The organism is Paenibacillus sp. RC73 (assembly GCF_044908085.1).
In the GTDB taxonomy this organism is placed as follows: domain Bacteria; phylum Bacillota; class Bacilli; order Paenibacillales; family Paenibacillaceae; genus Paenibacillus; species Paenibacillus terrae_A.
This window is the reverse complement of sequence record NZ_JBIYCV010000014.1, coordinates 71,622-95,724: the sequence shown is the minus strand read 5'-3', so window position 1 is coordinate 95,724 and position 24,103 is coordinate 71,622. Positions and strand designations below refer to the sequence as shown.

Here is a 24,103-nt window from a genome sequence, read left to right as displayed (position 1 = left end):
GATTTACGTTGGAATGGATTGGTTAAGAAAGGGGTTATGAAGTGTCGCGTTTGAAGACTCAACGGGGGAAATGGTTCCTTCTAATTGCCTTATTGGCACTTGTTGCTGTGCTGTCTGGGTGTGCCCCGACGGTCCACAATTCTTACACGACGGCAGACTTGGCCAACGGATCGTGGTGGCAAAGATATGTCGTTTACTGGTTTTCGTATGCGCTGGATACGTTTGCCCAATGGTTCTCTGGAGAGTATGGCCTGGCCGTACTGATACTGGTGATTATCGTGCGTACCATTATTTTGCCGCTTACACTCAAGCAAGTACGCAGTTCTAAAGCAATGCAGGCCATTCAGCCGCAATTAAAAGAAATTCAAGCGAAATACAAGGATACGCCTGAGAAAGTCCAGCAAGAGACGATGAGGCTGTTCCAGGAAAACAAGGTCAACCCGATGGCGGGCTGTCTTCCTTTGGTCGTTCAGATGCCGATTTTCATCGCGCTCTATAATGCCATTTACTATAACTCGGCATTGCGGGATCATGATTTCTTGTGGCTCCAGTTAGGTAAACCGGATCACTTCTTTATCCTGCCAATTCTGGCGGCAATCACAACATTCGTCCAAACCTGGATGATGATGAAAATGAATCCGACTCCGCAGCAGGGACCGATGCAATTTTTGCTGTACGTCTATCCGGTGCTGATTCTGTTCATGTCGTATAACTTCCCATCCGCTTTGCCGCTATACTGGTTCTACAGTAATATTTACACGATTATTCAAAACTATTTCCTTTATCGGAATAAGGATAAAGAAGTTGCGCTGGCAAATGTGAAAACAGCCAGTCTTACGAAAACAGGTTCCTCCAATAGCAATAACAAGAAAAAAGGTGGCAGAAACTCGAAGGGGGCTAAAAAGTCGAGATGACCAAAGTCGTGACTTCAGGAAAAACCGTTGAAGATGCTGTAAAACAAGGACTCTCCCAGCTGGGAGTAAGCCGTGAACGGGTAACCGTAAACGTGTTGGAACAGCCGTCAAAAGGATTCCTGGGGTGGCTCGGGGTCAAGAAGGCGAAGGTAGAGCTTACGCTGCTGTCTGATCCGTCTCCCGAAACCACACACGCGGCTGAACATCATGTATCGAGACAAGCGCCTATCGTGGGACAGGCTGTTGTTACGGAAGCTGAACCTGTTACGCAGGAAGTACGTACGAGCAAGGAAGCCTCCACGGGTCATGCAGATCCCTATGAAGAAGCTGTACGTTTTATTCATGAAACAGCAGCGGGAATGGGACTGGATGTGGAAGTGGATGTTCGTCACCGCAAGGATGAAAGCATACTGGATATATCCGGTCCGTCGCTCGGCATGCTGATCGGCCGCCGGGGACAGACGCTGGATGCATTGCAGTACCTGACGAATATCGTTGCCAACCGTCATTCTGACAAATTCATCCGGATTGTGCTGGATGCCGAGCAATTTCGCGCACGTCGGCAAAAAACACTGGAGGATTTGGCGGATCGGCTGGCCAACCAAGCTATTCGTTACGGCAAGGAAGTAGTGCTGGAGCCAATGCCGTCACAGGAGCGGAAGCTGATTCACGCCAAGCTTCAACAGCATGCGCTGGTTAGAACATACAGCAAGGGGGACGAGCCGAATCGGCGCGTCGTCATTGCTAAAAAATAATCCGACGCAATGGCTCTCTGCAAGGTGCAGAAGCCATTGCTTTTTTTTAAACATAAGACTTTATAAGTTTCACTCTATTTGTTCTTATATTTCTCGCTGAAACGGTTGCCGTCCTTGATCAAGGACGGCAATGCCGTTTCTACTTGATAGGAGGTAGAAACCATATGCTGAGCGATACCATAGCTGCTATTGCAACGGCTGTCGGCGAAGGGGGCATTGCGGTTGTACGGGTCAGCGGCCCGGAAGCCGTTACGGAAGTGGAAGCTTTGTTCCGAAGCAAAACGCCTCTAAGCAAGGCTCCATCTCATACGGTACACTATGGACATATTATAGATCCTCAAAGCCAGGAAAAGGTGGAGGAAGTTCTAGTTACGGTCATGCGAGCGCCGCGCTCTTTTACAACAGAAGATGTCGTAGAAATCAGTACCCATGGTGGGGTTGTAGCCGTCAAACGGGTGATGGATTTACTATTGCTGCAAAATATACGTTTGGCCGAACCGGGCGAATTCACGAAGCGTGCTTTTCTGAATGGTCGTATTGATCTGAGTCAGGCGGAGGGAGTCATTGACCTGATTCGCTCGAAGTCGGATAAAGCTTTTTCAGTAGCTTTGAAGCAAGTAGATGGACAACTGTCACAGAATATCCGCCGTTTGCGTCATGTTCTGGTAGAGACACTGGCTCATATTGAAGTGAACATTGATTATCCTGAGCATGATGTGGAATCTTTTACGTCTGAGTTAATCAAGGATAAGAGCAGTCAGGTCATGGCGGAAATTGATCGGCTGCTGCATACAGCGGAGCAGGGGAAAATTTTACGTGAGGGCCTAACCACAGCGATTGTCGGAAGACCGAATGTGGGGAAATCCTCGCTGCTGAATACACTGGCTCAGGGCGAACGGGCGATTGTGACCGATATTCCGGGCACTACCCGTGACGTTATTGAGGAATATGTGACGATTAACAGCATTCCTCTGAAACTGCTGGATACGGCTGGCATTCGGGAAACGATGGATGTAGTGGAACGGATCGGGGTAGAGCGTTCGAGAACGGCGGTTAGTGAAGCGGATCTGCTGCTCATCGTGATTAACGCTAACGAACCACTGCATGAGGATGAAATGGCATTAATGGAACAAATCCGCGGTAGACAAGCGATTGTCATTATGAATAAAATGGACTTACCGGCCCAAGTAGACCGGGATTTGTTGCTGCGTTATGTTCCTGAAGAGCTTATCGTACCGATGTCTGTAAAGGAAAATGAGGGAGCAGATCGGTTGGAGCAGGCCATATCACAATTGTTCTTTAGCGGTAAGCTGGAATCAGCCGATATGACATATGTCAGCAATGTACGGCATATTGCTTTGTTAAAGAAGGCTCGCCAATCGTTGGTAGATGCTTATGAAGCCGCTGATCAATTTGTTCCGATTGACATGATTCAGATTGATGTACGGCTGGCGTGGGAGCATTTGGGCGAGATTGTGGGCGATACGGCGCATGATGCCTTAATCGATCAAATATTTTCACAATTCTGTCTGGGCAAATAGGGCATTCGAGTATGGCTGGGTTAAGCCCTACTATCGTTATAGATATACAAGAGCATATTCGGTACGCGAAGACCGAAGTGCATAAGGAGGTAAGAAAGGTATGGGATATCAAGGAGGCGACTATGACGTAATTGTCGTAGGCGCAGGCCATGCGGGTGTAGAATCCGCCTTGGCAGCAGCCCGGATGGGCTGCCGTACGTTGATGATTACGATTAACCTGGATATGGTCGCGTTCATGCCCTGCAACCCGTCTATTGGCGGTCCTGCCAAGGGGCATGTGGTGCGTGAAATTGATGCTTTGGGCGGCGAAATGGGCCGGAACATCGACAAGACGTTTATCCAAATGCGGATGTTGAACACAGGTAAGGGGCCTGCGGTCCACGCATTGCGCGCACAGGCAGACAAGTTCTCTTATCAGCATACGATGAAGGAAACGATGGAAAAGGAACCAAATCTGACCTTGCGCCAGGGAATGGTGGAAGAGCTGATTATTGAAAACGGTCATTGCGTGGGCGTCATCACGAAGACCGGCACGGAGTACCGAAGCAAAGCGGTTGTATTAACTACAGGCACTTATTTACGTGGTAAAATCATTATGGGTGAGCTGATGTATGAGAGTGGCCCGAACAATCAACAGCCTTCGTTGAGACTGTCTGAGCATTTGCGCGAGCTGGGCTTTGATCTGGTCCGCTTCAAAACGGGTACACCGCCGCGCGTGCATAAGGACACGATTGATTTTAGCAAAACCGAAATTCAGCCGGGGGACGATCAGCCGAAGTTTTTCTCGTATGAAACGAAGTCTTCGGATAATGAGCAGCTTCCTTGCTGGCTGACCTATACTTCAGTGGAAACTCATCAGATTATTAATGATAATTTGCATCGTGCGCCGATGTTTTCTGGTCTGATTGAAGGAACAGGACCGCGTTATTGTCCATCTATTGAAGATAAAGTGGTGCGTTTTAGTGATAAGCCGAAGCATCAGATTTTTCTGGAGCCTGAAGGTAAAAACACATCTGAATACTATGTTCAAGGCTTGTCGACCAGCTTGCCTGAGGATGTGCAATTAGCTGTGCTGCGCTCGATTCCGGGGATGGAAAAGGTAGAAATGATGCGTAACGGCTATGCGATTGAGTATGATGCCATGGTGCCTACACAATTGTGGCCTACGTTGGAAACGAAAAGAGTGCCCGGCCTGTTCACGGCGGGTCAAATTAACGGCACTTCCGGTTATGAAGAAGCTGCGGGTCAAGGGATTATGGCAGGTATTAACGCGGCTCGTAAGGTGCAGGGCAAAGAACCTGTCGTGCTGGACCGCTCCCAAGGCTACATTGGGGTTCTGATCGACGATCTGGTGACCAAGGGTACGAATGAGCCTTACCGCTTGCTAACGTCCCGTGCGGAATACCGCCTGTTGCTGCGTCATGATAATGCAGATTTGCGATTGACTCCGATCGGGCATGATATCGGCCTGATTACGAATGAACGGTACGAGCGCTTTTTGGATAAAAAGCAAAAGGTAGAGCAAGAGATTGAGCGTTTGCGTCTGGCGAAGGTTCGTCCAGTTGATGTAAATGAGATGCTGGAGCAAGGTGGATCTGCACTGATACAGGACGGCAGTAATTTGTTAACCGTGCTGCGTCGACCAGAGATCAGCTATGCACAAGTGGCACAAATTTCACCTTCACCTGTATCTCTGACTGAGGAGGAACAGGAGCAGGTCGAAATCCAGATTAAGTATGCGGGCTACATCGAGAAACAACTGATGCATGTAGAACGTCTGCAAAAAATGGAGAAGAAAAAACTTCCAGAGGATATCATATACGATGAGGTTCAGGGTTTGGCGATTGAAGCCAAGCAGAAGCTTGCGAAAATTCGTCCGATGTCGATTGGTCAGGCATCCCGTATTTCGGGTGTGACTCCTGCGGATATTTCCATTTTGCTCGTTTATCTGGAGCATTATAACCGCGTAACGGCAGCAAGGGGATCATAATGGACGCGATACAACAGCAATTTAAGCAGCGACTGGCAGAGCATAGCATTGTGATTAATGACAGTCAGTTAGAGCAGTTCGAAATGTATTACCGTGTGCTGGTTGAGTGGAATGAAAAGATGAACCTGACAGGCATTACAGAGCGTGATGCGGTGTACACCAAGCATTTTTACGATTCTCTTTCGCTGGCTTTTTATGTTCCGTTAAATGATGTGGAAAGCTTGGCAGATATCGGATCGGGTGCAGGATTCCCCGGTATTCCTTTGAAAATATGCTTTCCGCAGATTCAGTTGACCATTGTGGATTCGTTGAACAAACGCATACAATTTCTGGCGCATGTGGTAGAACAACTGGGATTGGAAGACGTGGAGCTGATTCATAGCAGGGCAGAAGAATTGGGTCGTAAAACGGGATACCGGGACAGCTATGATCTGGTCACAGCCAGAGCCGTTGCCCGTCTTGCGGTGCTGAATGAATTTTGTTTGCCTTTTGTCCGTGAAGGAGGTCACTTTGCTGCGATGAAGGGCAGTGACCCGACAGAGGAAATCAAGGAAGCTTCCTACAGCTTGAAAGAGCTTAAGGGAAAAATTAAGCATATTCAGGCTTTTCAGTTACCTGTAGAGGATGCAGCCAGACATATGATTATTATTGAAAAAAGAGCAGCTACACCACGGAAATATCCGCGTAAGTCGGGTATGCCTTTAAAAACACCGTTAGTGTAACCAATTGAAAGAAAGTGAATGTTTCACGTGAAACATTTACTTTTTTTATGGCTTGCGATGCTCTTTACATAAACAACGTAAGATGCAGAAGGTCTTTACTTACGACGCAGAGGAACATGGATAAATAGGCATCTGATCGGGTACACAATTTATTCTCTGATCCTTCCGAAAAGCTGGTAGAGACGATAGGATTATGGCTGGAAAAGTGATAGAATAGAGATAATCGTTTTTGATGTAAGTTGACTGCTTCCCGTACCGTTCAATTCAGATATACATAAGGGGGAGCGGGACAACAATGCCAGGGAGAATACGTGGAGTGTACCCGGTTACGGCGCTGTCTCATATAAAAGGGGCTACGATCCGCGTAAGGAACTGTTTTTCACGAAGCGCTGTTAGTATGGTGCTATTATGAAATTAGGTGGTATTATACGGAATGAAAGAACAATTTTCCAAGCTATTTGGTTTGACGGAGCGATCCTCTGGGGACGAAATAAAACAAATTCCAGTTGGGGATATTGTCAGCAGTCCTTATCAGCCCCGCACCATATTTGACGACGAGAAGATTGATGAGCTATGCCAGACCATTAAGACGCATGGTGTAATTCAGCCGATTGTCGTTCGTTTCCGTAATGGACATTACGAAATTATAGCAGGGGAACGTCGATGGAGAGCTGTTACCAAGCTGGGGATGGATACCATTCCAGCCATTGTTCGTGAGTTTAATGATTCACAAGCTGCGTCCATCGCGTTGATTGAGAATCTTCAAAGGGAAGGGCTAACAGCGATTGAAGAGGCTGTAGCTTACCAGAAGCTGATTGATCTGCATCAGCTCACCCAGGAAAGTCTCGCTCAGCGACTTGGCAAAAGCCAATCCACTATTGCTAATAAGATACGGCTGCTTCACCTGCCAGAGAGAGTGAAAGGTGCTCTAATGGAACGCAAAGTGTCCGAGCGTCATGCCCGTGCGTTATTGTCATTAGAGACTGAAGAGCTACAGTATAAGGTTTTGGATGAAGTCATCGCTAAGGAACTCAATGTGAAACAGACAGAGGCGAGAGTCGCCTTTTATAAACAAGTGTCCACGATGAAGAAATCCAAGCGGATTTCCTTTACTAAGGATGTCCGGCTTGCGCTGAATACGATTCGTCAATCCATTGATATGGTGTCTGGCTCAGGGTTGGATATCAAGACCAAGGAATCCGATCATGAGGATCACTATGAGATTGTCATTCAAATTCCCAAACGTAAGTAAGGGATGAAGCGTACAGGCGGCAGCAATTGCCGCTTTTTCTGTCTAACGCCGAATAAAACCGCAGCATACTCGCATTCTATTTTAAAAATTGCCGTTATCCGTAAGCTAATGATGGAGAATCGTCTTACTAGAGGATTTTGCAATATAAGCATTTTGCATCAATCGCAAGAGCGATTTTAAATCAGCAATATATAGATCCAAACGGTTTAGTTTGTCTATCTATTGTACTTTTAAGCGTTGGGAATCGAATGATGCAAAATGCTGTTCAAGAAATATAGCAGGATTCCGATTAAATTATGAGGTGAATGAAGTGTCAAAAATAATAGCCGTAGCCAATCAAAAGGGCGGAGTGGGCAAAACAACTACTTCCGTGAATTTGGGCGCCGGACTTGCTTCCCTCGGCAAAAGGGTATTGCTCGTGGATATCGACCCGCAAGGTAATACAACCAGCGGTGTGGGTATCAATAAGGCGGATGTGGCAAATTGCATTTATGATGTACTCATTAATGAGGTTGATCCTAGCGAAGCGATTGTCAGTACACAGATTGAGGGACTGGATATTATTCCGGCCACCATTCAGCTGGCAGGAGCGGAAATTGAGCTGGTACCGACCATTTCTCGTGAACTCAGGTTAAAAAGATCGCTCCAGCTCGTCAAGCATAAGTACGATTATATATTGATTGATTGCCCTCCGTCGTTGGGGATTTTGACACTTAATTCTTTAACAGCCTCTGATTCGGTCATTATCCCCATTCAATGTGAATATTACGCATTGGAAGGATTAAGTCAGCTACTGAATACGGTGCGATTGGTACAAAAGCACTTGAATACCTCGCTGCAAATTGAAGGCGTATTGTTGACGATGTTTGACGCCCGCACTAATTTGGGTATTCAGGTGATTGAAGAAGTGAAAAAGTATTTTCAAAGCAAGGTTTATCAGACGATTATTCCACGCAATGTGAGACTCAGTGAAGCACCATCACATGGCCAGTCCATTATTACGTATGATCCCCGCTCTCGTGGGGCAGAGGTATATATTGAGTTGGCAAAGGAAGTGGCATCTTATGAGTAAACGGTTGGGAAAAGGGCTGGATGCACTCATTCCCTCCCTTACAGTCAATGATGAGGACAAGGTTGTTGACATTCCACTTAGCCAGTTGCGTGCAAATCCGTACCAGCCTCGAAAAACGTTTGATGAGGAATCGATTAAAGAACTGGCAGAATCCATTCGTCAGCACGGTGTTATCCAACCTATTATTGCGCGTAGTGTATTAAGAGGCTATGAAATTATTGCAGGTGAAAGAAGATTTCGGGCTTCTCAATATTGTGGGAATTCGACGATACCTGTGGTTGTTCGCAATTTTACCGATCAGCAGGTAATGGAGATTGCCCTGATTGAGAATTTGCAGCGTGAAAATCTGAACGCTATGGAAATAGCAGTAGCTTATCAGGGATTAATGGATCAGTTCTCGTTAACTCAAGAGGAATTGTCCTTGAAAGTGGGTAAGTCGCGCTCTCATATTGCGAATTTTCTTCGTTTGCTTGCATTGCCGGAGGAAGTTAAGGATCATGTTTCACGTGGAACATTATCTATGGGACATGCCAGAGCGATTGTTGGGCTTAAAAATCCCGATATGGTGAAGCAATTGGCGACACAATGTATTGAGCAACAATGGAGTGTTCGGGAGCTGGAAGAAGCTGTACAGCAGTTGGATCATAAGCCTGGTGAAGCGAAGGCCAAGTCCAAGGTGAGAAAAAAGGACCCTTTTATTGATCATATGGAAGAGTCCTTGCGTGAACGTTTTAAAACAACTGTGAAAATCAAGCATAACAAGGATAAAGGTAAAATCGAATTGAATTATTACAGCCAGCAGGATTTGGAAAGATTACTGGAACTATTGCAGTAGTCTGTACGAAATAGGACATGTCTCCTTGATCGAAATGGGAAGTGAGATATGTCTTTGCTTTGTCTGGAAGTGAAGGAATCAGAATGGTCTGGATGGATAAACTAATAGCCTTTTGTTATTTGTTTCGCTGTCCTCAAACGTATAAAATAAGAGGTATGCAGTGACATGATTTTTGAGGTGGAGGAGTAGAAGCAAGCATATGGCTGAATTGAACGGACTAATCATGGAACAGCTTGCCGGAATCGTTGCAGGGATTGTGCTTATTTTGCTCATCCTGATGATTGTTATCATTGTGCAGGGTGCAAAGTTGAAGAAGATGCGACGAAAGTATGAAACCATGATGGCAGGCAGCGGTGTCGAAAATTTGGAAACGCTGCTGATTGATTTGAAGGTGCAAATGGATACGATTGAGGATGAGCAGGAAGCCCATCGTGCAAGTATGGAATCTCTACGCAGTAAACTGACTGGCCTGAAGGGACATATAGGTATCAAACGCTATAATGCCTTTGGCGAGCGAGGGAGCGATTTAAGCTTCTCCATGGCCATTGTAGATGATAATCAGGATGGTATCGTATTAACCGGTATTTATAACCGGGATGGCTCTTATGTGTATGCCAAGCCCCTGGAAGCGGGGCAGTCATCCTATTCCTTATCTCCTGAAGAGAAAGAAGCCGTTACTCTTGCGCAGCAAGCAGGACGGAACGGTAATGCCACTCCTTAATCGCGGAGTATAAGCTGCCAGCAATGATATCTGATAATTTCATTACCAGATTTAGTCTTGTATTTTGCAACACAAAGTATTCCATAAAGCCGCCGACGTTAACGATTCCTGTCAAATGGATATCGCCGACCGGCGGTAATTCTTTATTTACCCCCGCTCCAGGCTTCAAAGGCCCGTCCGCAACCTGAATGCATCCGACGCTGGAGGTTTGTCCAAGACATGCGTCTATGCCGATGATATAGGGCTGGTCGTACCGGGTGTGTATGCCGTCCAATGTTGTTTGCAGATTCATAGCATGTACAGGCTCCTCCAATGTTCCGTAAAGGTGAAAGAGCGGGCTTTTATAACGTGACAACTGGGTACCTACGAGCGGGCCGAGACAATCTCCAGTAGAACGGTCGGTGCCGATGCAAATAATAACGATATTTTGCAGACTGGGCGCCTGGTGCAAATGGAACAGCAAACGATGGCTGATGGCTGATTGGATCCCGGGGTCGGTGTGTGATATTTTTAAGCTAAGGGGTTCTTGCTCCGGAATGAAGTCAGATGGATGAGTCATGGAATCTTCCTTTCGCTCTGTAATGGAGTGTGCAGATTGCGCTCGCTTTATAGACCGTTAGCTGTTGGCATAGCATTGATCAGAGATGAAAACCAGCAGTAAACTGCCTTAGAGAATGACAATTAGCCTGCGGGTAACAATTATTCTCAAGATAGTAGATAGTATATGGATAAGTTTGGGGTTTTATACTCGGCGAAGTAGATTATTCATAGCAAAATGAATGAAACCAGTAGATGGGCTTATGTAGTAGACAATAGAATTTGGGAAACCAGAAGAGTGTCCCTTGTGTAAGGAGGAGCAACAGAATGACCTTAATGCGTTGGTTGGAGAACAATACAGGGACGACTGCTGTTGTGAAGGATGCGATGCACTGGAAGGATGTTATATGGGAATGGCTTTCAGATAGTGCGATGTGGTCGACTTTGTTGTTTGTGGTTTTGAAGATTGCCATTATTTTCATCATCACACGTATCTTTATTCGCGTTATTAATAAAATTATAGATAAGTCGATGCAGCAAAAGGGAGAGAACAGCAGGTTTCAATTGAATACCAGGCGGCTAACAACCGTCCGAGAACTGCTGAAAAATGTAACAAATATCGTATTCAATTTTATTCTGATTATGCTGGTATTGTCTCAAATGGGCATTAATCTCGGGCCTCTGATTGCCGGAGCCGGAGTGCTTGGGTTGGCCGTTGGTTTTGGGGCGCAGAGCTTGGTTAAGGATGTGATTACCGGGTTCTTTATTATTTTCGAGGATCAGTTTGCTGTAGGAGACGTCATTCAGACAGGAACCTTCAAAGGTACAGTAGAAGTGATTGGGCTGCGTACAACCAGGCTGGTGAGCTGGAAAGGGGAGGTCTACATTTTACCCAACGGCTCCATTACGACGGTTACGAACTTTTCCATGTCCAACTCGTTGGCGGTGGTAGATGTGCCGATGAAGGCAGAGCGCACTCTGGAGGAAGCTGTTGGTTTGGTAAAACAAGCGATCCATGGCATTGAAGAGTCCAATGTGCAGGTGCTGAATATACCTGATGTTCTGGGGGTTCAGTCGATGACGACATCAGAGTATATTGTGCGTGTTGTGGCGGAGTGTATGCCGAATACAGGGGCTGCGGTAGAACGTGATATTCAGAATAACATTAAGAAGGCACTAGAGGATGAGGAACATCGTCAGACCGCGTTGGAGACGGCGGTAACTCTCGAGAAGGAAGACGAGCAAGAAAGAAAAGGGGGAGAGAAGGGTGGAGCGTAAGTCGTTTGAACTGGGGGACATTGTGCAGATGAAGAAGCCCCATCCCTGCGGAACGAATGAAATGGAAATTATCCGTATGGGTATGGATATTCGGATTAAATGTGTCGGTTGTCAGCACAGTGTGCTGATTCCGCGTGCCAAGTTCGAAAAGAATATGAAGAAGGTGCTGCGTTCAAAAGCTAACGCTGACGGGCAAAATTCAGAAACGAATTGAGCCGGGGTAGCTGAGTGATTTTGGGTAACAATGAACTTGCATCATGGGCACAATGATGGTATAATAATCCTTGCTGCGGAAAGGTACCCAAGAGGTCTAAGGGGGCTGACTCGAAATCAGTTAGGCGTCGCAAGGCGTGCGTGGGTTCGACTCCCACTCTTTCCGCCATTATAATAAATCGCACTGTATCAACGTTTTCAGTACGATATGTGGATCGAAAGCTATACGATTTTACACGAAAATTGAGCTAGATGATTCCGATATACCTAAATGATTCCGTTAACCTCTTACGCTAACCACGCGTAGGAGGTTTTTTAGTATGGATAAACGTATGGGCCGCAAGACAATCAGCGCACGTAAGCCGGTAGTAGATACGGGGCTGCTGTCGTACACGCTTGAGGAGGCGCTGGACTTCGTTGTTAAAGTGAAACGCGCTAATAACTTAAAGGAACGGACGATCGACGGTTACATACAGAATATGGGCTATTTTAACGAATGGGTCACAGAAAGGTACGGAGATATTTCGATTGATGACGTGACGGCGGCGATGCTGCGTGAGTACGTCTTGTGGTGCGACAATGACAAGGAGTTCTACGCAGGCCATCCGTTCAAGGCGGACTACGATAAGGAGCGCAAGGGGCTTTCTCCAGCGTCTGTGAACGTGCGTATATGCGTGTTGAAGACGTTATTTAACCGTAATCCGGTCGCAAACTTGTCTCTAATGCGCCAGGACGTCGATACAGTTATGCCGTTAACTGAGGACGAGCTGCGGCGTTTTATGAAGGCTCCGGATCAACGACAATGGGCGCAATGGCACGCCATACTTATTCACAACCAATTACGGACAGCAATTAAGTGAAAAGACGATACAGAAATCGTTTGAAAAATACGCGGAGAGGGCGAAGCTCGGGCGGTCGATGTCGCCGCATGTGTTGAGGCATAATTTCGCTACTATGGCGGCTGAGAACGGAATGTCGATATTTCACTTACAAAAGTTGATGGGACACGCGGATATTTCAACAACGCGGAAGTATGTACAGATTAGCGAGGGAAGTCTAGCGGATGAGCACCGGAAGCATTCTCCGTTATCGAGACTTCGGAAATGAGAGGAATTTATAGTTGAGAGGGTATTTGGCGGAAGTATGTTGTATAATTATATAAGCAAGACGCACGGCATGGAGGAACTATGAATGAGTGTGTTCGAGTCTATGTCTTTAATGATTAATTTTGGAATGTTTGTTTTGACATTGCTGGCCGTTGTTATTTCTATAATTACGTTTAAGCAGAAACGCGAAGAAAATAAAGTGCACAAAAGAAGATAGCCTATCTCTTGGCGGGGACTAGGCTACTTCTACGGATAATTTTATAAAACGGAAGCCGTGCGTCTTGCAATTACGGCTTCTTTCTTTTGTCAATTATATTTTACAGCTAATTGCTTAATGATACAACAGGATTATTATTATATTTACTTATATACTCACTTAACTAATCCGTTATTCATCGCAGCGGTTGTCGGCCTCGCGTATCAAGTCCTCGAAAAGTACGGAGTCGCGCCGGATTAAATCGGCGTCGATATCGTTTCGTACACGTTGATCGGTACTAGCGTGTATAGTACGTTCAGTGGAGCGGGGGTAAGGCCTCTATTGATAACTTCATTTAATTTAATCTTTCTCTTTCTCAATATACCCACCATGCTTTTTGAAATTATAAAAACAACAAAAATCCGGAGAGAGGGCACCTCTACCGGATTTTTGTTTCACGCTTTTTCACCTCAAAAAGACAAGAAAATGAATTTTAGGAGTTATCAAGCACCATACACTTTAGATAAAGCGAAGTTTATTACCTGGTTAGCAGGGTCAATAGCCCAAAATGCATCAAGATAAACCCCTCTGCCATTATCCGCATAAACAATGGTGGCACCTTTAACTATAAATACCCCTACGATAATATTTGCTATCCAACCTGGTAGACCCAAAGACGTAAGAATAGCGTTAAGACTTCCTGAGCTTATTGCTCCAATGCCCCCTATGTAAAGGGATTTTGCTTTGATATCTTGTGTTAATTGGTGAGATAAAAAGATACGGTATCCCCACCAAAGTAATTCATAATCCCAATAGGCGGAAGTATTAATAGAAGCTGTAGAGAAATTAGAAGGTACTACTTTTAAACTGTTACTATCCGTTGTAGTAACTGTTACATCATCTGGGATATTCTTTGCTTGATCATTTGCCAAATCTAAAGCTTTATTAACGAGTCCAAGTTCATCTTCAGTTAAATTTTTTGAAGCCTCTTCAATTAAAGTGAATTTTTGTGACTGTAATTTTATGTAAGGATTTGCTTTGTTAATCAATTCTTGGCTGAGTTCAGAGGTTGATTCTCTCTGTATTTCATTTGGTTGTGCTGCTAGTGCTGCTGAACTGCCGATAACAAGCATTAGCATGATTGATGCCATAAAAGCCGATATAAATCTCTTCATTTTCCCACTTACCTCCCAATAATATGATATAATTGTAATTACAATACATAGAATACCATATATATATTCTTTTTGTACACATTTTATTGGAAGGAGTTTTTAATTTTGAAAAACTTTGTAATCAACTTGATCCTTACATTTTTAACCGGGCTCTTTGCTATATATTTACTTATTGGAAAAGTAGAACTAAGTGGTTTAATAGTTTGCTTTATAAGTACAGGATTATTAGCACTAGGATATCTGGCTGTGTATTTAATAAAGAAAGTGCGTAAATGAAACCGCATTTCTAACATCGACTCGATTCCGAAATTGTTTGTTTTCGGAACGCAAAGATTTGAATCAAAAATGCTTTAACACAACGAAGCAGCACCGTACCCTAAGGACCTGCGCGCATGTCTGGAATGTGGTGCGAAAATAATTTGGACAATATTTTTAACTCGGGGGTAACCCTATAACGATAATCTAAGCGCTCGTCTCTTCGGAGATGGGCGTTCTTTCTTCATTTATATGCGTGCTTCTATAATAGAAGGAACTAATTCAAACAGCGTAGGATTAACGGAACTTTATCGTCAACTACGTGACTCGAAATTAGTTAAACGTTGCAAGGCGTACGTGGGTTCGAATTCCACTCTTTCTGCCACTAACTTCATTGAATAATTAAACCAATCTCCTACCCTGTGGGGTGTAGGAATTTTTTTATTTATGGAATATATTGCGAAGGTATATATGCTGCTATCGCGTTTACGGAGTAAAGAACTTAGAAGAGGTTTATGCCTGTTTGGAAGGGAAGAATCATATTATAAAAAATAAGCGCTATCTCAAAGTGGATTAGCGCTTATTTTCTGTGCTTTCAGGGATGTATTGAATGATATCTTCAATACCAAATTTTTTTTCTACGCCTTGGCTATCGGCGATTTGGTTAATGGCATTCAGGATATTGACCAAAGTTTCCAGCTTGATGGTTTTTGTATCGCCACTTGCTAAATCAAGAATAGTAGCAGGTCTTGTTTTCGACTCCACCGCGATCTTGTTACGCGTAGCTCCAATCATTTCAAGTGTTTCACTCAATTTAAAATGTATTTGACTCACGCTAATGACCCTCCTTAATGGCATATTTTAAACTTCTAAAATACTAAATTAGCTATTTTGTTATTATAGCCTACACTACCTACATCGTAAAACTTTTTTCGTATATCCTATTGACGTACTACTCACCGAGTAGTAATATTATTTATATTATATTACTATTAAAGTAATACTAATTGAGTTTTATTGATTTTTGCTTCATTTTACGAGTTGAAGGATAACTTTATTTCCATTAGCGAAAGGGGAGGACGGATGTATGAGTAAATCGTTGGGATTGGAATGGGCTTCGATGGTATACGGGCCGTATGATTTGCCACATATGTATGAGATATTCGAAGGAGTTCTTTATAAAGGATGCTATTTCTTCTATCTGGACAATGGTGTGCTATGTCTGCGTCAGGTACGCAAGCTGGATAAGCTTGAGCATACACATTTGTTCATCGACGGTGACAGTGCAGGACTACAACTGGCAGAGGGGATTCGGCGTGATTTGATAGAGGTCGTAACTGACATCATCAAAAACTGGAGGGACCAGAGCGGCCTTACTTTTCTATTTGATGAATTACTGTGTCTCCGAGGAAGGGGAGACATACAGCTGAATCTTGTAAAAGACAAGGGTTAGGATGTTCTTCAGAGGTGCCTTTACAGCAAAAAGAAACCTGATAGCAGGAAAATAAGTGCAGTCAGGAGCATCTTTTGTTATTATAGCTGGTTTGGTGGGTAGTTATAGCGTTTTTCTACAGAGAATAAGTCTTATCATTCCGTTCACTTGCACGGAATGATATTGATACGTTTTAAATAGATTATGACGAGTTTTCTGATATTACAAAGGAGCAAGTTCTCGAATGAGTTTTCGAGAGCTTGCTCCTTTTACCCTTATAATACTCTACAAACCACACACTACAATTAAGCTGAGGCACAAATTCATTTACTTATCAGCATCTACATATTCAACTCGTAATAATTTCCCTATATCATCTATATCTAAAACATTAATGATTTTTTCCAATGCCTGTCGGGGAAACATCTTGTTTTTATTTCTGACCATTTCTGAAATGGTAGCTTCTCTAATACCAGTTAGCTCGGCTAATGTCTTTTGTTCCCAACCCTTTTCACGTAAGAGGTTCTTTAAATCACAGACGAGCAATCGTTGACTCAATGTCTTTCCTCCTTTCTTATTTCACATAACTAAATATATAGAGATACGAAAAGCGTAATAAATATAGTTAAATTACGAAAAGCGTAATTAAAAGAAAGGAGTATGTATTCATCATGGGGGAAGGGACTGCACATATCAAGAACTCTGCATAACATAGTTTTTTATTTTCTAATTATAACGTGTGCTCTGTTCTTCATCTACAAGAGTAATTATTTCACGGATATCTGAAATGTCTAATGCTTTTGCAATTTGTTCAATATGCTTGAAATTGATATTTTCTCTCTTATCGTTTGCCAGTTCAGAAAGTGCTGCTCTGCGGACGCCTGTTTTATAAGATAGCTGGTTTAGAGAGATAGCCTTACTCTTAATTAACTCGCCAAGCATTATTTTTACTTTCATGTTACACACTCCTGAATTTATTCCAGACAATTATTTATTGTACTCATAAGCGTACGATAAAATCAAGAATAACATTGTATATATAAGGGATCAGTTGGTCATAGGAACACTATGTTCTATAAACAGATAGGGAAGGAGAGGAGATTTTATATATGAATTCATTAAAACTGGAACAGGCGGCTATGGTGTATGGACCTTATGATCTGCCGCATATGTACGAGATATTCGAGGGAGTTGTTTATGAGGGTTGTTATTTCTTTTATCTCGAAAATGGCGCTTTGTGCTTACGTCATGTACAAAAGGTGGAACAGCCGTATCATACGCACCTTTATGTAGAAGGAGAGTATGGAGGGCTTCAACTGGCGAGAGGGGTACAGCGTGAAATTACGGAGGTTGTCACGGACGTTATTCGGTGTTGGAGAGGTAAGAGCGGACTGGCTTTTTTATTCGATGAATTACTTTGTCTGCCAGGGAGGGGAGATATGGAGCTGGACCTTTTGAGGAAGAAGGGATGAGTGTTGAGGTGCGAATAAAATAAAGAAGATGCCCTTCAACAGTGACAGGTATCAGCTGTTAAAGAACACCCCTTTATTGTTATAGCTGGTTCGGCGGGTAGTTATAGCGTTTTGTTTTTTTCGAGCCGGAGATCATCAGTAGGATGGCTGCGATCAAATGTAGTATCCAGCCCACTACGGGGATCCAGGCCAGCAAAGAGGTCAATATCCCCCATACAGAGCCGTAGATCGCTTCCTGATTGCGTAACGACAGGATGAGTGTTACTGCATGCAGGATAAGCATGAATCCCAGAGCCGAGTAACCGGTCCCCATGACAATAGCTCCTCCTACAATCGGTACGGCAAGCACCAATTCGAATATACCTGATATCCACTTTAATATTCGAGAATAACTCATCTTAAAACCTCCGTAAAAGTAGGTCTTTGTACTTGGATATATTCTAGCAGAAGGAGCCGGATTAATCTGCATTTTACCAGTATATGCAAAAAGTCCGATAATGCAACAAAGGAGGACCTCAAAGGTCCTCCATCGTAGGCGATACATTTTTAACAGGATACGATCTGTCCAATCACATCACGAAACTCGGTGTACTGACAAGCAATACCAGTGTTGAAAAGACAGAGTCCTTTTACACAAACCTAACGCTTCTAATGCCCGGAATGGATCTCCTAACAGTTTGTTCGGCTACGTCATCCAACGGAACCACACCTCTCTGTTGTATCGCCTGATTATAATATGGCCCGAATGTTGAGAAAATATACATTAATGAACGCGGGCTTTCGTTTTTTTCTTCCATTTGCGATTATGGTTGGTCGTCTCCGGAAAAGATTCGCCTCTTTCCAGTGTCACTTGCTGCGGGTTTTGAATTTCGGTATGAAAGCTTTTCTCGCCCACTTCCATATACACGCCGTCATTTGGTGCTTTGTCACCTGGCTCAAATTCGGTTTTTTCACCCATAAGGTTGTTCCTCCTTTACTACTTGGATTGAACTGCAACGGTTATTGTGCGCCGATATGAGCAGAAACATCCGGGAACAAGCACACTGAATGTCAGAAAAAAACCGAGTTCTTTCCTATATATAGATAAATCTTACTGTACATATAAAATCGTGAAGAATGGAATGTATGAAGCTGATTTAGCTGATGTACAACACATGAACTCAATTGCAGGTTGCAATCAGCTGCTCGATTTGGTAAACTGTTTTAGTGCGAGTTTAGGCTCGTTCCTTGCTCTCAACCGAGATTGAGGGCCTTATGTCCATAAGGAGGTGTAAAGAATGCGCAAATATGAAGTGATGTACATTATTCGTCCTGACATTGAACAAGAAGCTGTTCAAGCGGCAGTCGATAAATTCCAAGGTATCATCTCCAACGGCGGTGGCGAAATTACGAGTCACGATGTAACTAAACGCCGTCTTGCGTATGAGATTAAGAAATTCCGTGATGGTTCTTTCGTTCTGGTAAACTTCACAGCAGAACCTGCTGTAGTTGCTGAGCTTGAGCGTATCATGAAAATTTCTGACGAAGTAATTCGTTATCTCATTACGAACGACGTAGCTTAATTATTGTACGTGATTATGTAATGAACAACGCTCAAAGGAGGGGATTGGATTGTTGAACCGTGTCATTCTGATCGGTCGTTTGACCAAAGATCCGGAGCTGCGCTATACACCGTCTGGTGTAGCAGTAACCCAGTTCACCCTGGCTGTAGACCGTCCGTTTACGAGTCAAGGCGGCGAACGGGAAGCGGATTTCTTGCCGATCGTAACCTGGCGTCAGCTTGCTGAAACATGCGCTAACTATCTTCGCAAAGGTCGTTTAACGGCTGTTGAAGGCCGTGTTCAGGTGCGTAATTATGAGAACAATGAAGGAAAGCGTGTATACGTGACTGAAATTGTAGCTGATAATGTGCGTTTCCTGGAATCTAACCGCGATAGCGGTAACGGTGGCGGCAATAGCGGTGGAGCTGCGCGTGAGGAGTCTCCTTTCGGAGGCGGTAACAGCAATAGTGGACGCGGGAATAATAACTCGCGAAACAATCAGGATCCTTTTTCCGATGACGGAAAACCGATCGATATTTCGGATGATGATCTACCATTTTAATTGGGAAAGGACTGACAAAGAATGGGCTTCAGACAAAGAGAAGGCGGAGACGATAACAAAAGACCAGCTCGTCGTGGTGGTCGCAACAAACGTCGTAAAGTATGTTTCTTCACTGTGAACAAAATTACTCACATTGACTATAAAGATACAGACCTGCTTAAAAAATTCATCAGCGAACGTGGAAAAATTCTTCCTCGTCGTGTGACTGGAACAAGCGCGAAATATCAACGTATGTTGACAATCGCGGTTAAACGTTCCCGTCAAATCGCATTGCTTCCTTACACTACTGAATAGTAGTTTCATGGAAGAGAAAAAGAGGCGCTCCCGATTTCGGGAGCGCCTCTTTTATGATTTTTCTTATTGACAACAAGTCCCATGTATTGTAACTTACTAATAATACAATCCATGTTTAACCATTATGCTTAGCTCGGCTTTTCTAGTCGCATTTGTGATCGCATGTTCCCCCAACTCGCCAGAGTATACATTTAGATTTCTGAAATGTTATTTTATATTACATGGTAACTAATATTATCGGTAATTTTTTGAAATAAAATTCATAAACTTTACAAAAATAGATAGTTTGCATTTTTACATTACACAAAAAAAGATATTGACGTGATATTAATTTACACTTAAGATAAGCCTTAATAAAAATATAATGGTTATCAGAACCCTAAATTGACCAAAGGTCTAAAACACGTGTTTACGCTATCATTGGTAACGGTAAGGAGGATGCACAGATATCATTTTCAAACCTCAAGCTTTAACGAATCAACGCAGGAAAGAGACAGGCTGTTAAATAAAAGAACCGACTAAGGGGGATGAATAGAATGGTGCAAACGAAGAAATGGGTTTCTTTGCTTATGGTGCTTACGATCGTTGGTGTTCTGTTTGCAGGATGTAGCGGAGGTGCTAATGAAGCACAGCCGGGCAATACGGATAATAAAACAGAGGGTAAAGAAAGCAGCCCACAAGTCACGGAGGGTGTTATTAAAGCAAGTGATCTGACGCAAAATCCGCCTGGTGCTACGAACCGGAAGGATAACATTGTGGTAGGTATGGTATCACCTAAAGGGGTATTTAACCCGTTGTTCTGGCAAACAACTTACGATCTATATGTAGTCAGAACGTTATTTGATTCCTTTTTACAGGTGAAAGCGGATGGTACATACGAAAATAGCTTGGCTGACAAGATTGATGTATCTCAGGATGGCTTGAATTACACGTTCCACCTGAAGCCAGGTGTGAAGTATAGTGACGGGACACCAGTAACGGTGAAGGATTATGCTTTTGTCCTGAAGGTACTGCATGATCCGAATTACGATGGAGAAACCGATATTCTGTCCTTCAAAATTAAAGGCGGCAAGGAATATCATGATGGCAAGGCGAATGATATCTCCGGTATTAAAGTTATTGATGATAATACGGTAGAGGTAACCGTTACAGAAGCAACAGCTTATACAAAGGATTTTCTGGGTGAGCAATACTTCATGCCAGAAGCTTATTACGGAAAAGGTTTCAAAAAGGGCAACCTGGACAGCATCAAGGCGCTTAATAATAAGCCAATCGGCTCCGGGCAGTATGTGTTGAAAAGCTTCTCCCCGGGTCAACAAGTCGTACTTGAAGCCAATCCAAACTACTTCAAGGGCGCACCGAAGGTAAAATCGGTTATTTTCAAAACCACGACAGACGAAACCAACTTGTCTATGCTGCAAACGGGTGAGACCGATATAGACAATGTTACGGTTACAGAAGATAACGTAGAGGAATTGAAATCTCTGGGCTTCCTGGACGTGAATATTATGCCGACCAACGGCTACGGATATATTGCATTTAATCACAAAGAAAAGAAATTTCAGGACCCTAAGGTGCGCCAAGCTCTGACCATTGGTTTGAACCGGAAGGAGATTGTGGAAGGGGTGTACGGTCCGTATGCGAACGTCATTAACATTCCACAGTCTACAGAAGCCTGGTCTTATACGAATGAAGGCATTAACAAATATGAGTTTGATACCGCTAAAGCAAAGGCTCTGCTGGATGAGGCTGGCTGGAAGGTTGGAGCGGACGGTATCCGTGAGAAGGATGGTGAAAAGTTTACCATTAACTTCTCAGCGACTGCGGATAATCCAGTAGTAGAGGCCTTGCTGCCGATTATGTCCAACAACTACAAGGAACTAGGCATTAAGCTGAATTCTGAAACACTGGATTTTAACGCGATTATGGATAAAAAAGATACGGGCAAGTTCGATATGTTCTTTGCCGCCTGGGGATTGACACCTGATCCAGATACAACGGTCTACCTGACCAACGGCTCACAAAATGATGTTGGCTACTCCAATAAAAAGGTCGATGAGCTGACGATTGCGGGTAAAAAGGAATTGGATCAAGAGAAACGTAAAGTGATTTACAAGGAGCTGTATCAAGAGCTGAACAAAGATTTGCCTGCCATTTTTATGTATCAGCGCAGAGATATGTGGCCAGTTAATGGGCGTGTATCTGGCTTAGAAATTACACCATACAAAGATTTTGAATTCAGTCTGTATAACGCTCAGCTCGCTCAATAAGGGTTGCCAATCGTATGCTCAGCTCTCACGGGCTGGGCATATCAATTCTTTATTTGTCTGGAGGAATGATTATGAAGCAGTATATTATTCGAAGACTGCTGCAACTCATCCCCACACTCATTGGCATATCCATTATCGTATTTGCGATTTCAGCCATGGTGCCGGGTGATTATATTACAGCCAAGCAGAACCCGAATATGACCGCCGAAAAGGCACAGCAGCTACGACATATCTACGGGTTGGATAAGCCGGAGTACCAACGCTATTTTATATGGGCGGGTAATATGCTGAAGGGTAATATGGGGGATTCATTACAGCATAAGCAGCCGGTAACGAAGGTCATTGGCAATTATGTATGGAACTCTTTTATTATCGCTTTTTTCAGTCTTATTTTTAGCTGGCTGATTGCAGTTGTTGCCGGGGTATTTTCAGCCAAGTTCCAATACTCGTTATTCGATAAGTTTGTCACGCTATTCATATTTTTGTGTATGTCGCTGCCGTCCTTCTTTATCGGTCTTTTGGTGATCAAAATATTTGCTTTGGAATGGGGCATTCTTCCGGTTGGCGGCATGACAACTGCAGGAATGGAGCCAGGCTCATGGGCTTATATCGTGGATGTTCTCAAGCACATGTTCCTGCCAACGCTCGTTCTTACGATGCTGAGCACAGGCAGTCTAACCCGGTATTTCCGTACAGGTATGCTGGAGGTTATTCGTCAGGATTATATTCGCACCGCACGCGCTAAGGGCTTGAAGGAACGGACGGTTATTTTCAAGCATGCTCTGCGCAACGCACTGATTCCAGCTATCACGCTGCTTGGCTTTGAGCTTCCCGCCTTATTTGGCGGGGCGATGATTTTGGAGAAGGTGTTTGTGTGGCCAGGTGTGGGTCAGGTTTATCTGGAGTCGATCAGTATGCGGGATTATCCGTTTATGCTGGGCTTCACTATTTTCCTGGCGGTCCTTACGCTCATTGGTAATTTGCTCTCGGATGTATTGTATGGCATGGCAGATCCAAGAATTCGCTTGAAGTAGGAGGGATACTATTGCCCGCAGAAACAGTCACGATTGAAACCAATCAAAAGGCGGCGATCCGTCCTGAAGCGTCTCCATGGAGAATCGCCGTTCGCCGTTTTAACCAGAACCATTTGGCTTTAGCTGGACTCATTATATTGATTCTTATGGTGATCATTTGCATATTTGGGCCGATGATTTCACCTTATCATCTGGATGATTACAAGCTATCTGACAAAAATTTAGCCCCGAATGCCCAATACTGGCTCGGTACGGATAAGTTTGGCAGAGATATTTTGCTGCGTACGATGCTGGCTGGCCGTATTTCTTTGACGGTGGGGTTGGTGGCCACGTTTATTTCGGTTGTGATCGGTGCGACGTTGGGTGCACTGGCAGGATTCTATCGTAAAGGCGTGGATACGATCATTATGCGGATTGCCGATATTTTTATGGCATTGCCTACATTGCCGCTGCTGATTATTTTAGGTGCCGTTCTGTCCGATTTAAAGGTTGATCCAGCGAACCGGATTTATTTTCTGATGCTCATTATCGGGGTCTTGAGCTGGACGAGCTTGTCCCGTCTGGTCAGGGGACAGATTCTTACGCTGCGTGAACAGGAGTTCATGCAAGCGACGGAAGCGCTCGGCTTGAGAGACCGCCGCAAAATATTCCGTCATCTGCTGCCGAATACGATTCCTACTATTATAGTTACAGCTACGCTCGGGGTGGCCGGGGCGATTATCACGGAGTCAGCGCTCAGTTATCTGGGGATCGGCGTTGTGCCGCCCACACCTTCGTGGGGAAATATGATTTCGGCTGCGAACAATCTGATCGACTTCCGCAAACGGCCCTGGATATGGGTTCCACCAGGAATGTGTATTTTGATTACGGTTGTAGCGATTAACCTGATTGGCGACGGTTTGCGCGATGCACTGGATCCTAAAATGAAGAAGTAGG

The 24,103-nt window shown here is 44.1% G+C and carries 29 protein-coding genes and 1 tRNA gene; 23 read left to right on the top strand and 7 right to left on the bottom strand.

The features are described 5' to 3' along the window. Positions 1-41 precede the first annotated feature (41 nt). The 9 genes from ABH897_RS24505 to ABH897_RS24465 all read left to right on the top strand — a co-directional run bounded on the left by ABH897_RS24505 (position 42) and on the right by ABH897_RS24465 (position 9,802). Positions 42-914, top strand: a complete 873-nt coding sequence (locus ABH897_RS24505) for a YidC/Oxa1 family membrane protein insertase (RefSeq protein WP_283654030.1) — start codon at positions 42-44, stop codon at positions 912-914. Next, positions 911-1,669: an RNA-binding cell elongation regulator Jag/EloR gene (gene jag / locus ABH897_RS24500; protein WP_404592839.1), complete on the top strand. Its 759-nt coding sequence runs from the start codon at positions 911-913 to the stop codon at positions 1,667-1,669. Before ABH897_RS24505 ends, jag begins: the two co-directional genes overlap by 4 nt. 164 nt (positions 1,670-1,833) lie before the next feature. Next, complete coding sequence (gene mnmE / locus ABH897_RS24495; RefSeq protein WP_283654028.1) at positions 1,834-3,210, top strand: tRNA uridine-5-carboxymethylaminomethyl(34) synthesis GTPase MnmE; 1,377 nt, start codon at positions 1,834-1,836, stop codon at positions 3,208-3,210. A gap of 100 nt (positions 3,211-3,310) precedes the next feature. Then, positions 3,311-5,200 carry a tRNA uridine-5-carboxymethylaminomethyl(34) synthesis enzyme MnmG gene (gene mnmG, locus ABH897_RS24490; protein WP_404592838.1) on the top strand — a complete coding sequence of 630 codons (1,890 nt, stop codon included), beginning with the start codon at positions 3,311-3,313 and terminating at the stop codon, positions 5,198-5,200. Beyond that, complete coding sequence (gene rsmG / locus ABH897_RS24485; protein ID WP_404592837.1) at positions 5,200-5,922, top strand: 16S rRNA (guanine(527)-N(7))-methyltransferase RsmG; 723 nt, start codon at positions 5,200-5,202, stop codon at positions 5,920-5,922. Before mnmG ends, rsmG begins: the two co-directional genes overlap by 1 nt. Positions 5,923-6,355: 433 nt before the next feature. After that, positions 6,356-7,174 carry a nucleoid occlusion protein gene (gene noc / locus ABH897_RS24480; RefSeq protein ID WP_283654025.1) on the top strand — a complete coding sequence of 273 codons (819 nt, stop codon included), beginning with the start codon at positions 6,356-6,358 and terminating at the stop codon, positions 7,172-7,174. 310 nt (positions 7,175-7,484) lie between these two features. After that, complete coding sequence (locus ABH897_RS24475; protein WP_025683689.1) at positions 7,485-8,246, top strand: ParA family protein; 762 nt, start codon at positions 7,485-7,487, stop codon at positions 8,244-8,246. Further along, positions 8,239-9,081 (top strand): ParB/RepB/Spo0J family partition protein, encoded by an 843-nt coding sequence (locus ABH897_RS24470; protein WP_283654024.1) that lies wholly within the window; start codon positions 8,239-8,241, stop codon positions 9,079-9,081. The genes ABH897_RS24475 and ABH897_RS24470 overlap by 8 nt, the downstream gene beginning before the upstream one ends. Positions 9,082-9,280: 199 nt before the next feature. Beyond that, the gene (locus ABH897_RS24465; protein WP_283654023.1) at positions 9,281-9,802 is read left to right on the top strand and encodes a DUF4446 family protein; all 522 of its coding nucleotides are present in this window, start codon (positions 9,281-9,283) and stop codon (positions 9,800-9,802) included. Here the strand turns inward: ABH897_RS24465 and yyaC are convergent. Then, on the bottom strand, positions 9,756-10,361 hold the full coding sequence (gene yyaC, locus ABH897_RS24460; protein WP_283654022.1) for a spore protease YyaC: 606 nt from the start codon (positions 10,359-10,361) through the stop codon (positions 9,756-9,758). The two genes, ABH897_RS24465 and yyaC, sit on opposite strands and share 47 nt — an antisense overlap. Positions 10,362-10,666: 305 nt before the next feature. Between yyaC and ABH897_RS24455 the strand changes: the two genes are divergently transcribed. The 6 genes from ABH897_RS24455 (at position 10,667) to ABH897_RS24430 (ending at position 13,153) form a co-directional block, all read left to right on the top strand. Continuing rightward, complete coding sequence (locus ABH897_RS24455) at positions 10,667-11,617, top strand: mechanosensitive ion channel family protein (RefSeq protein WP_404592836.1); 951 nt, start codon at positions 10,667-10,669, stop codon at positions 11,615-11,617. Continuing rightward, complete coding sequence (locus ABH897_RS24450) at positions 11,607-11,831, top strand: DUF951 domain-containing protein (RefSeq protein ID WP_025683694.1); 225 nt, start codon at positions 11,607-11,609, stop codon at positions 11,829-11,831. Before ABH897_RS24455 ends, ABH897_RS24450 begins: the two co-directional genes overlap by 11 nt. Positions 11,832-11,908: 77 nt before the next feature. Beyond that, positions 11,909-11,999 (top strand) — tRNA-Ser (locus ABH897_RS24445). A 151-nt stretch (positions 12,000-12,150) separates the two neighbouring features. Continuing rightward, complete coding sequence (locus ABH897_RS24440; protein ID WP_404592835.1) at positions 12,151-12,690, top strand: hypothetical protein; 540 nt, start codon at positions 12,151-12,153, stop codon at positions 12,688-12,690. Continuing rightward, on the top strand, positions 12,623-12,937 hold the full coding sequence (locus ABH897_RS24435; protein WP_404592840.1) for a tyrosine-type recombinase/integrase: 315 nt from the start codon (positions 12,623-12,625) through the stop codon (positions 12,935-12,937). Before ABH897_RS24440 ends, ABH897_RS24435 begins: the two co-directional genes overlap by 68 nt. Before the next feature lie 84 nt (positions 12,938-13,021). Continuing rightward, positions 13,022-13,153 carry a putative holin-like toxin gene (locus ABH897_RS24430; protein ID WP_404592834.1) on the top strand — a complete coding sequence of 44 codons (132 nt, stop codon included), beginning with the start codon at positions 13,022-13,024 and terminating at the stop codon, positions 13,151-13,153. A gap of 482 nt (positions 13,154-13,635) precedes the next feature. On the opposite strand, the gene ABH897_RS24425 is transcribed toward ABH897_RS24430, so the two are convergent. Beyond that, positions 13,636-14,307, bottom strand: coding sequence for a hypothetical protein (locus ABH897_RS24425; protein WP_404592833.1), 672 nt, complete (start codon positions 14,305-14,307; stop codon positions 13,636-13,638). Positions 14,308-15,135: 828 nt separating this feature from the next. Beyond that, positions 15,136-15,396 carry an XRE family transcriptional regulator gene (locus ABH897_RS24420; RefSeq protein WP_404592832.1) on the bottom strand — a complete coding sequence of 87 codons (261 nt, stop codon included), beginning with the start codon at positions 15,394-15,396 and terminating at the stop codon, positions 15,136-15,138. A gap of 253 nt (positions 15,397-15,649) precedes the next feature. On the opposite strand from ABH897_RS24420, the gene ABH897_RS24415 reads away from it, so the two are divergent. After that, positions 15,650-16,015: a hypothetical protein gene (locus ABH897_RS24415; RefSeq protein ID WP_404592831.1), complete on the top strand. Its 366-nt coding sequence runs from the start codon at positions 15,650-15,652 to the stop codon at positions 16,013-16,015. Positions 16,016-16,321: 306 nt separating this feature from the next. Here ABH897_RS24415 and ABH897_RS24410 read toward each other — a convergent pair whose 3' ends face one another. After that, entirely contained in the window at positions 16,322-16,552 is a 231-nt protein-coding gene (locus ABH897_RS24410) for a helix-turn-helix domain-containing protein (RefSeq protein ID WP_404592830.1), read from the bottom strand. 168 nt (positions 16,553-16,720) lie between these two features. Next, the gene (locus tag ABH897_RS24405; RefSeq protein WP_404592829.1) at positions 16,721-16,951 is read right to left on the bottom strand and encodes a helix-turn-helix domain-containing protein; all 231 of its coding nucleotides are present in this window, start codon (positions 16,949-16,951) and stop codon (positions 16,721-16,723) included. A gap of 152 nt (positions 16,952-17,103) precedes the next feature. Here ABH897_RS24405 and ABH897_RS24400 point away from each other — a divergent pair, with 152 nt between their 5' ends. Further along, the gene (locus tag ABH897_RS24400) at positions 17,104-17,466 is read left to right on the top strand and encodes a hypothetical protein (RefSeq protein ID WP_404592828.1); all 363 of its coding nucleotides are present in this window, start codon (positions 17,104-17,106) and stop codon (positions 17,464-17,466) included. A gap of 79 nt (positions 17,467-17,545) precedes the next feature. Here the strand turns inward: ABH897_RS24400 and ABH897_RS24395 are convergent, their stop codons facing one another. Next, positions 17,546-17,863 (bottom strand): hypothetical protein, encoded by a 318-nt coding sequence (locus tag ABH897_RS24395; RefSeq protein WP_283654016.1) that lies wholly within the window; start codon positions 17,861-17,863, stop codon positions 17,546-17,548. A 366-nt stretch (positions 17,864-18,229) separates the two neighbouring features. After that, positions 18,230-18,424 (bottom strand): YjzC family protein, encoded by a 195-nt coding sequence (locus tag ABH897_RS24390; protein ID WP_283654015.1) that lies wholly within the window; start codon positions 18,422-18,424, stop codon positions 18,230-18,232. Positions 18,425-18,743: 319 nt separating this feature from the next. Between ABH897_RS24390 and rpsF the strand changes: the two genes are divergently transcribed. The 6 genes from rpsF to opp4C all read left to right on the top strand — a co-directional run bounded on the left by rpsF (position 18,744) and on the right by opp4C (position 24,102). Further along, a complete protein-coding gene (rpsF, locus tag ABH897_RS24385) occupies positions 18,744-19,028 on the top strand; it encodes a 30S ribosomal protein S6 (protein WP_014278989.1) in 285 nt (94 codons plus the stop codon). 49 nt (positions 19,029-19,077) lie between these two features. Then, a complete protein-coding gene (gene ssb, locus ABH897_RS24380) occupies positions 19,078-19,569 on the top strand; it encodes a single-stranded DNA-binding protein (RefSeq protein ID WP_283654014.1) in 492 nt (163 codons plus the stop codon). Between the two features lie 21 nt (positions 19,570-19,590). Beyond that, the gene (gene rpsR / locus ABH897_RS24375; RefSeq protein ID WP_013312800.1) at positions 19,591-19,863 is read left to right on the top strand and encodes a 30S ribosomal protein S18; all 273 of its coding nucleotides are present in this window, start codon (positions 19,591-19,593) and stop codon (positions 19,861-19,863) included. Between the two features lie 536 nt (positions 19,864-20,399). Continuing rightward, positions 20,400-22,133: an ABC transporter substrate-binding protein gene (locus tag ABH897_RS24370; RefSeq protein WP_283654013.1), complete on the top strand. Its 1,734-nt coding sequence runs from the start codon at positions 20,400-20,402 to the stop codon at positions 22,131-22,133. Positions 22,134-22,204: 71 nt separating this feature from the next. After that, complete coding sequence (locus ABH897_RS24365) at positions 22,205-23,167, top strand: ABC transporter permease (protein WP_149096159.1); 963 nt, start codon at positions 22,205-22,207, stop codon at positions 23,165-23,167. An 11-nt stretch (positions 23,168-23,178) separates the two neighbouring features. Beyond that, positions 23,179-24,102 carry an oligopeptide ABC transporter permease gene (gene opp4C, locus ABH897_RS24360; protein WP_283654012.1) on the top strand — a complete coding sequence of 308 codons (924 nt, stop codon included), beginning with the start codon at positions 23,179-23,181 and terminating at the stop codon, positions 24,100-24,102. Position 24,103 lies beyond the last annotated feature (1 nt).

What these genes read in the sequence shown, in the direction of transcription:
- yyaC (WP_283654022.1), bottom strand. Translation starts at nt 10,361, where the DNA reads ATGACTCATCCATCTGACTTCATTCCGGAGCAAGAACCCCTTAGCTTA.
- jag (WP_404592839.1), top strand. Translation starts at nt 911, where the DNA reads ATGACCAAAGTCGTGACTTCAGGAAAAACCGTTGAAGATGCTGTAAAA.
- ABH897_RS24465 (WP_283654023.1), top strand. Translation starts at nt 9,281, where the DNA reads ATGGCTGAATTGAACGGACTAATCATGGAACAGCTTGCCGGAATCGTT.
- rpsR (WP_013312800.1), top strand. Translation starts at nt 19,591, where the DNA reads ATGGGCTTCAGACAAAGAGAAGGCGGAGACGATAACAAAAGACCAGCT.
- ABH897_RS24405 (WP_404592829.1), bottom strand. Translation starts at nt 16,951, where the DNA reads ATGAAAGTAAAAATAATGCTTGGCGAGTTAATTAAGAGTAAGGCTATC.
- noc (WP_283654025.1), top strand. Translation starts at nt 6,356, where the DNA reads ATGAAAGAACAATTTTCCAAGCTATTTGGTTTGACGGAGCGATCCTCT.
- rsmG (WP_404592837.1), top strand. Translation starts at nt 5,200, where the DNA reads ATGGACGCGATACAACAGCAATTTAAGCAGCGACTGGCAGAGCATAGC.
- mnmE (WP_283654028.1), top strand. Translation starts at nt 1,834, where the DNA reads ATGCTGAGCGATACCATAGCTGCTATTGCAACGGCTGTCGGCGAAGGG.
- ABH897_RS24390 (WP_283654015.1), bottom strand. Translation starts at nt 18,424, where the DNA reads ATGGGTGAAAAAACCGAATTTGAGCCAGGTGACAAAGCACCAAATGAC.
- rpsF (WP_014278989.1), top strand. Translation starts at nt 18,744, where the DNA reads ATGCGCAAATATGAAGTGATGTACATTATTCGTCCTGACATTGAACAA.
- ABH897_RS24400 (WP_404592828.1), top strand. Translation starts at nt 17,104, where the DNA reads ATGAATTCATTAAAACTGGAACAGGCGGCTATGGTGTATGGACCTTAT.
- mnmG (WP_404592838.1), top strand. Translation starts at nt 3,311, where the DNA reads ATGGGATATCAAGGAGGCGACTATGACGTAATTGTCGTAGGCGCAGGC.
- ABH897_RS24365 (WP_149096159.1), top strand. Translation starts at nt 22,205, where the DNA reads ATGAAGCAGTATATTATTCGAAGACTGCTGCAACTCATCCCCACACTC.
- ABH897_RS24430 (WP_404592834.1), top strand. Translation starts at nt 13,022, where the DNA reads ATGAGTGTGTTCGAGTCTATGTCTTTAATGATTAATTTTGGAATGTTT.
- ABH897_RS24455 (WP_404592836.1), top strand. Translation starts at nt 10,667, where the DNA reads ATGACCTTAATGCGTTGGTTGGAGAACAATACAGGGACGACTGCTGTT.
- ABH897_RS24415 (WP_404592831.1), top strand. Translation starts at nt 15,650, where the DNA reads ATGAGTAAATCGTTGGGATTGGAATGGGCTTCGATGGTATACGGGCCG.
- ABH897_RS24440 (WP_404592835.1), top strand. Translation starts at nt 12,151, where the DNA reads ATGGATAAACGTATGGGCCGCAAGACAATCAGCGCACGTAAGCCGGTA.
- ABH897_RS24370 (WP_283654013.1), top strand. Translation starts at nt 20,400, where the DNA reads ATGGTGCAAACGAAGAAATGGGTTTCTTTGCTTATGGTGCTTACGATC.
- ABH897_RS24470 (WP_283654024.1), top strand. Translation starts at nt 8,239, where the DNA reads ATGAGTAAACGGTTGGGAAAAGGGCTGGATGCACTCATTCCCTCCCTT.
- ABH897_RS24395 (WP_283654016.1), bottom strand. Translation starts at nt 17,863, where the DNA reads ATGAGTTATTCTCGAATATTAAAGTGGATATCAGGTATATTCGAATTG.
- ABH897_RS24425 (WP_404592833.1), bottom strand. Translation starts at nt 14,307, where the DNA reads ATGAAGAGATTTATATCGGCTTTTATGGCATCAATCATGCTAATGCTT.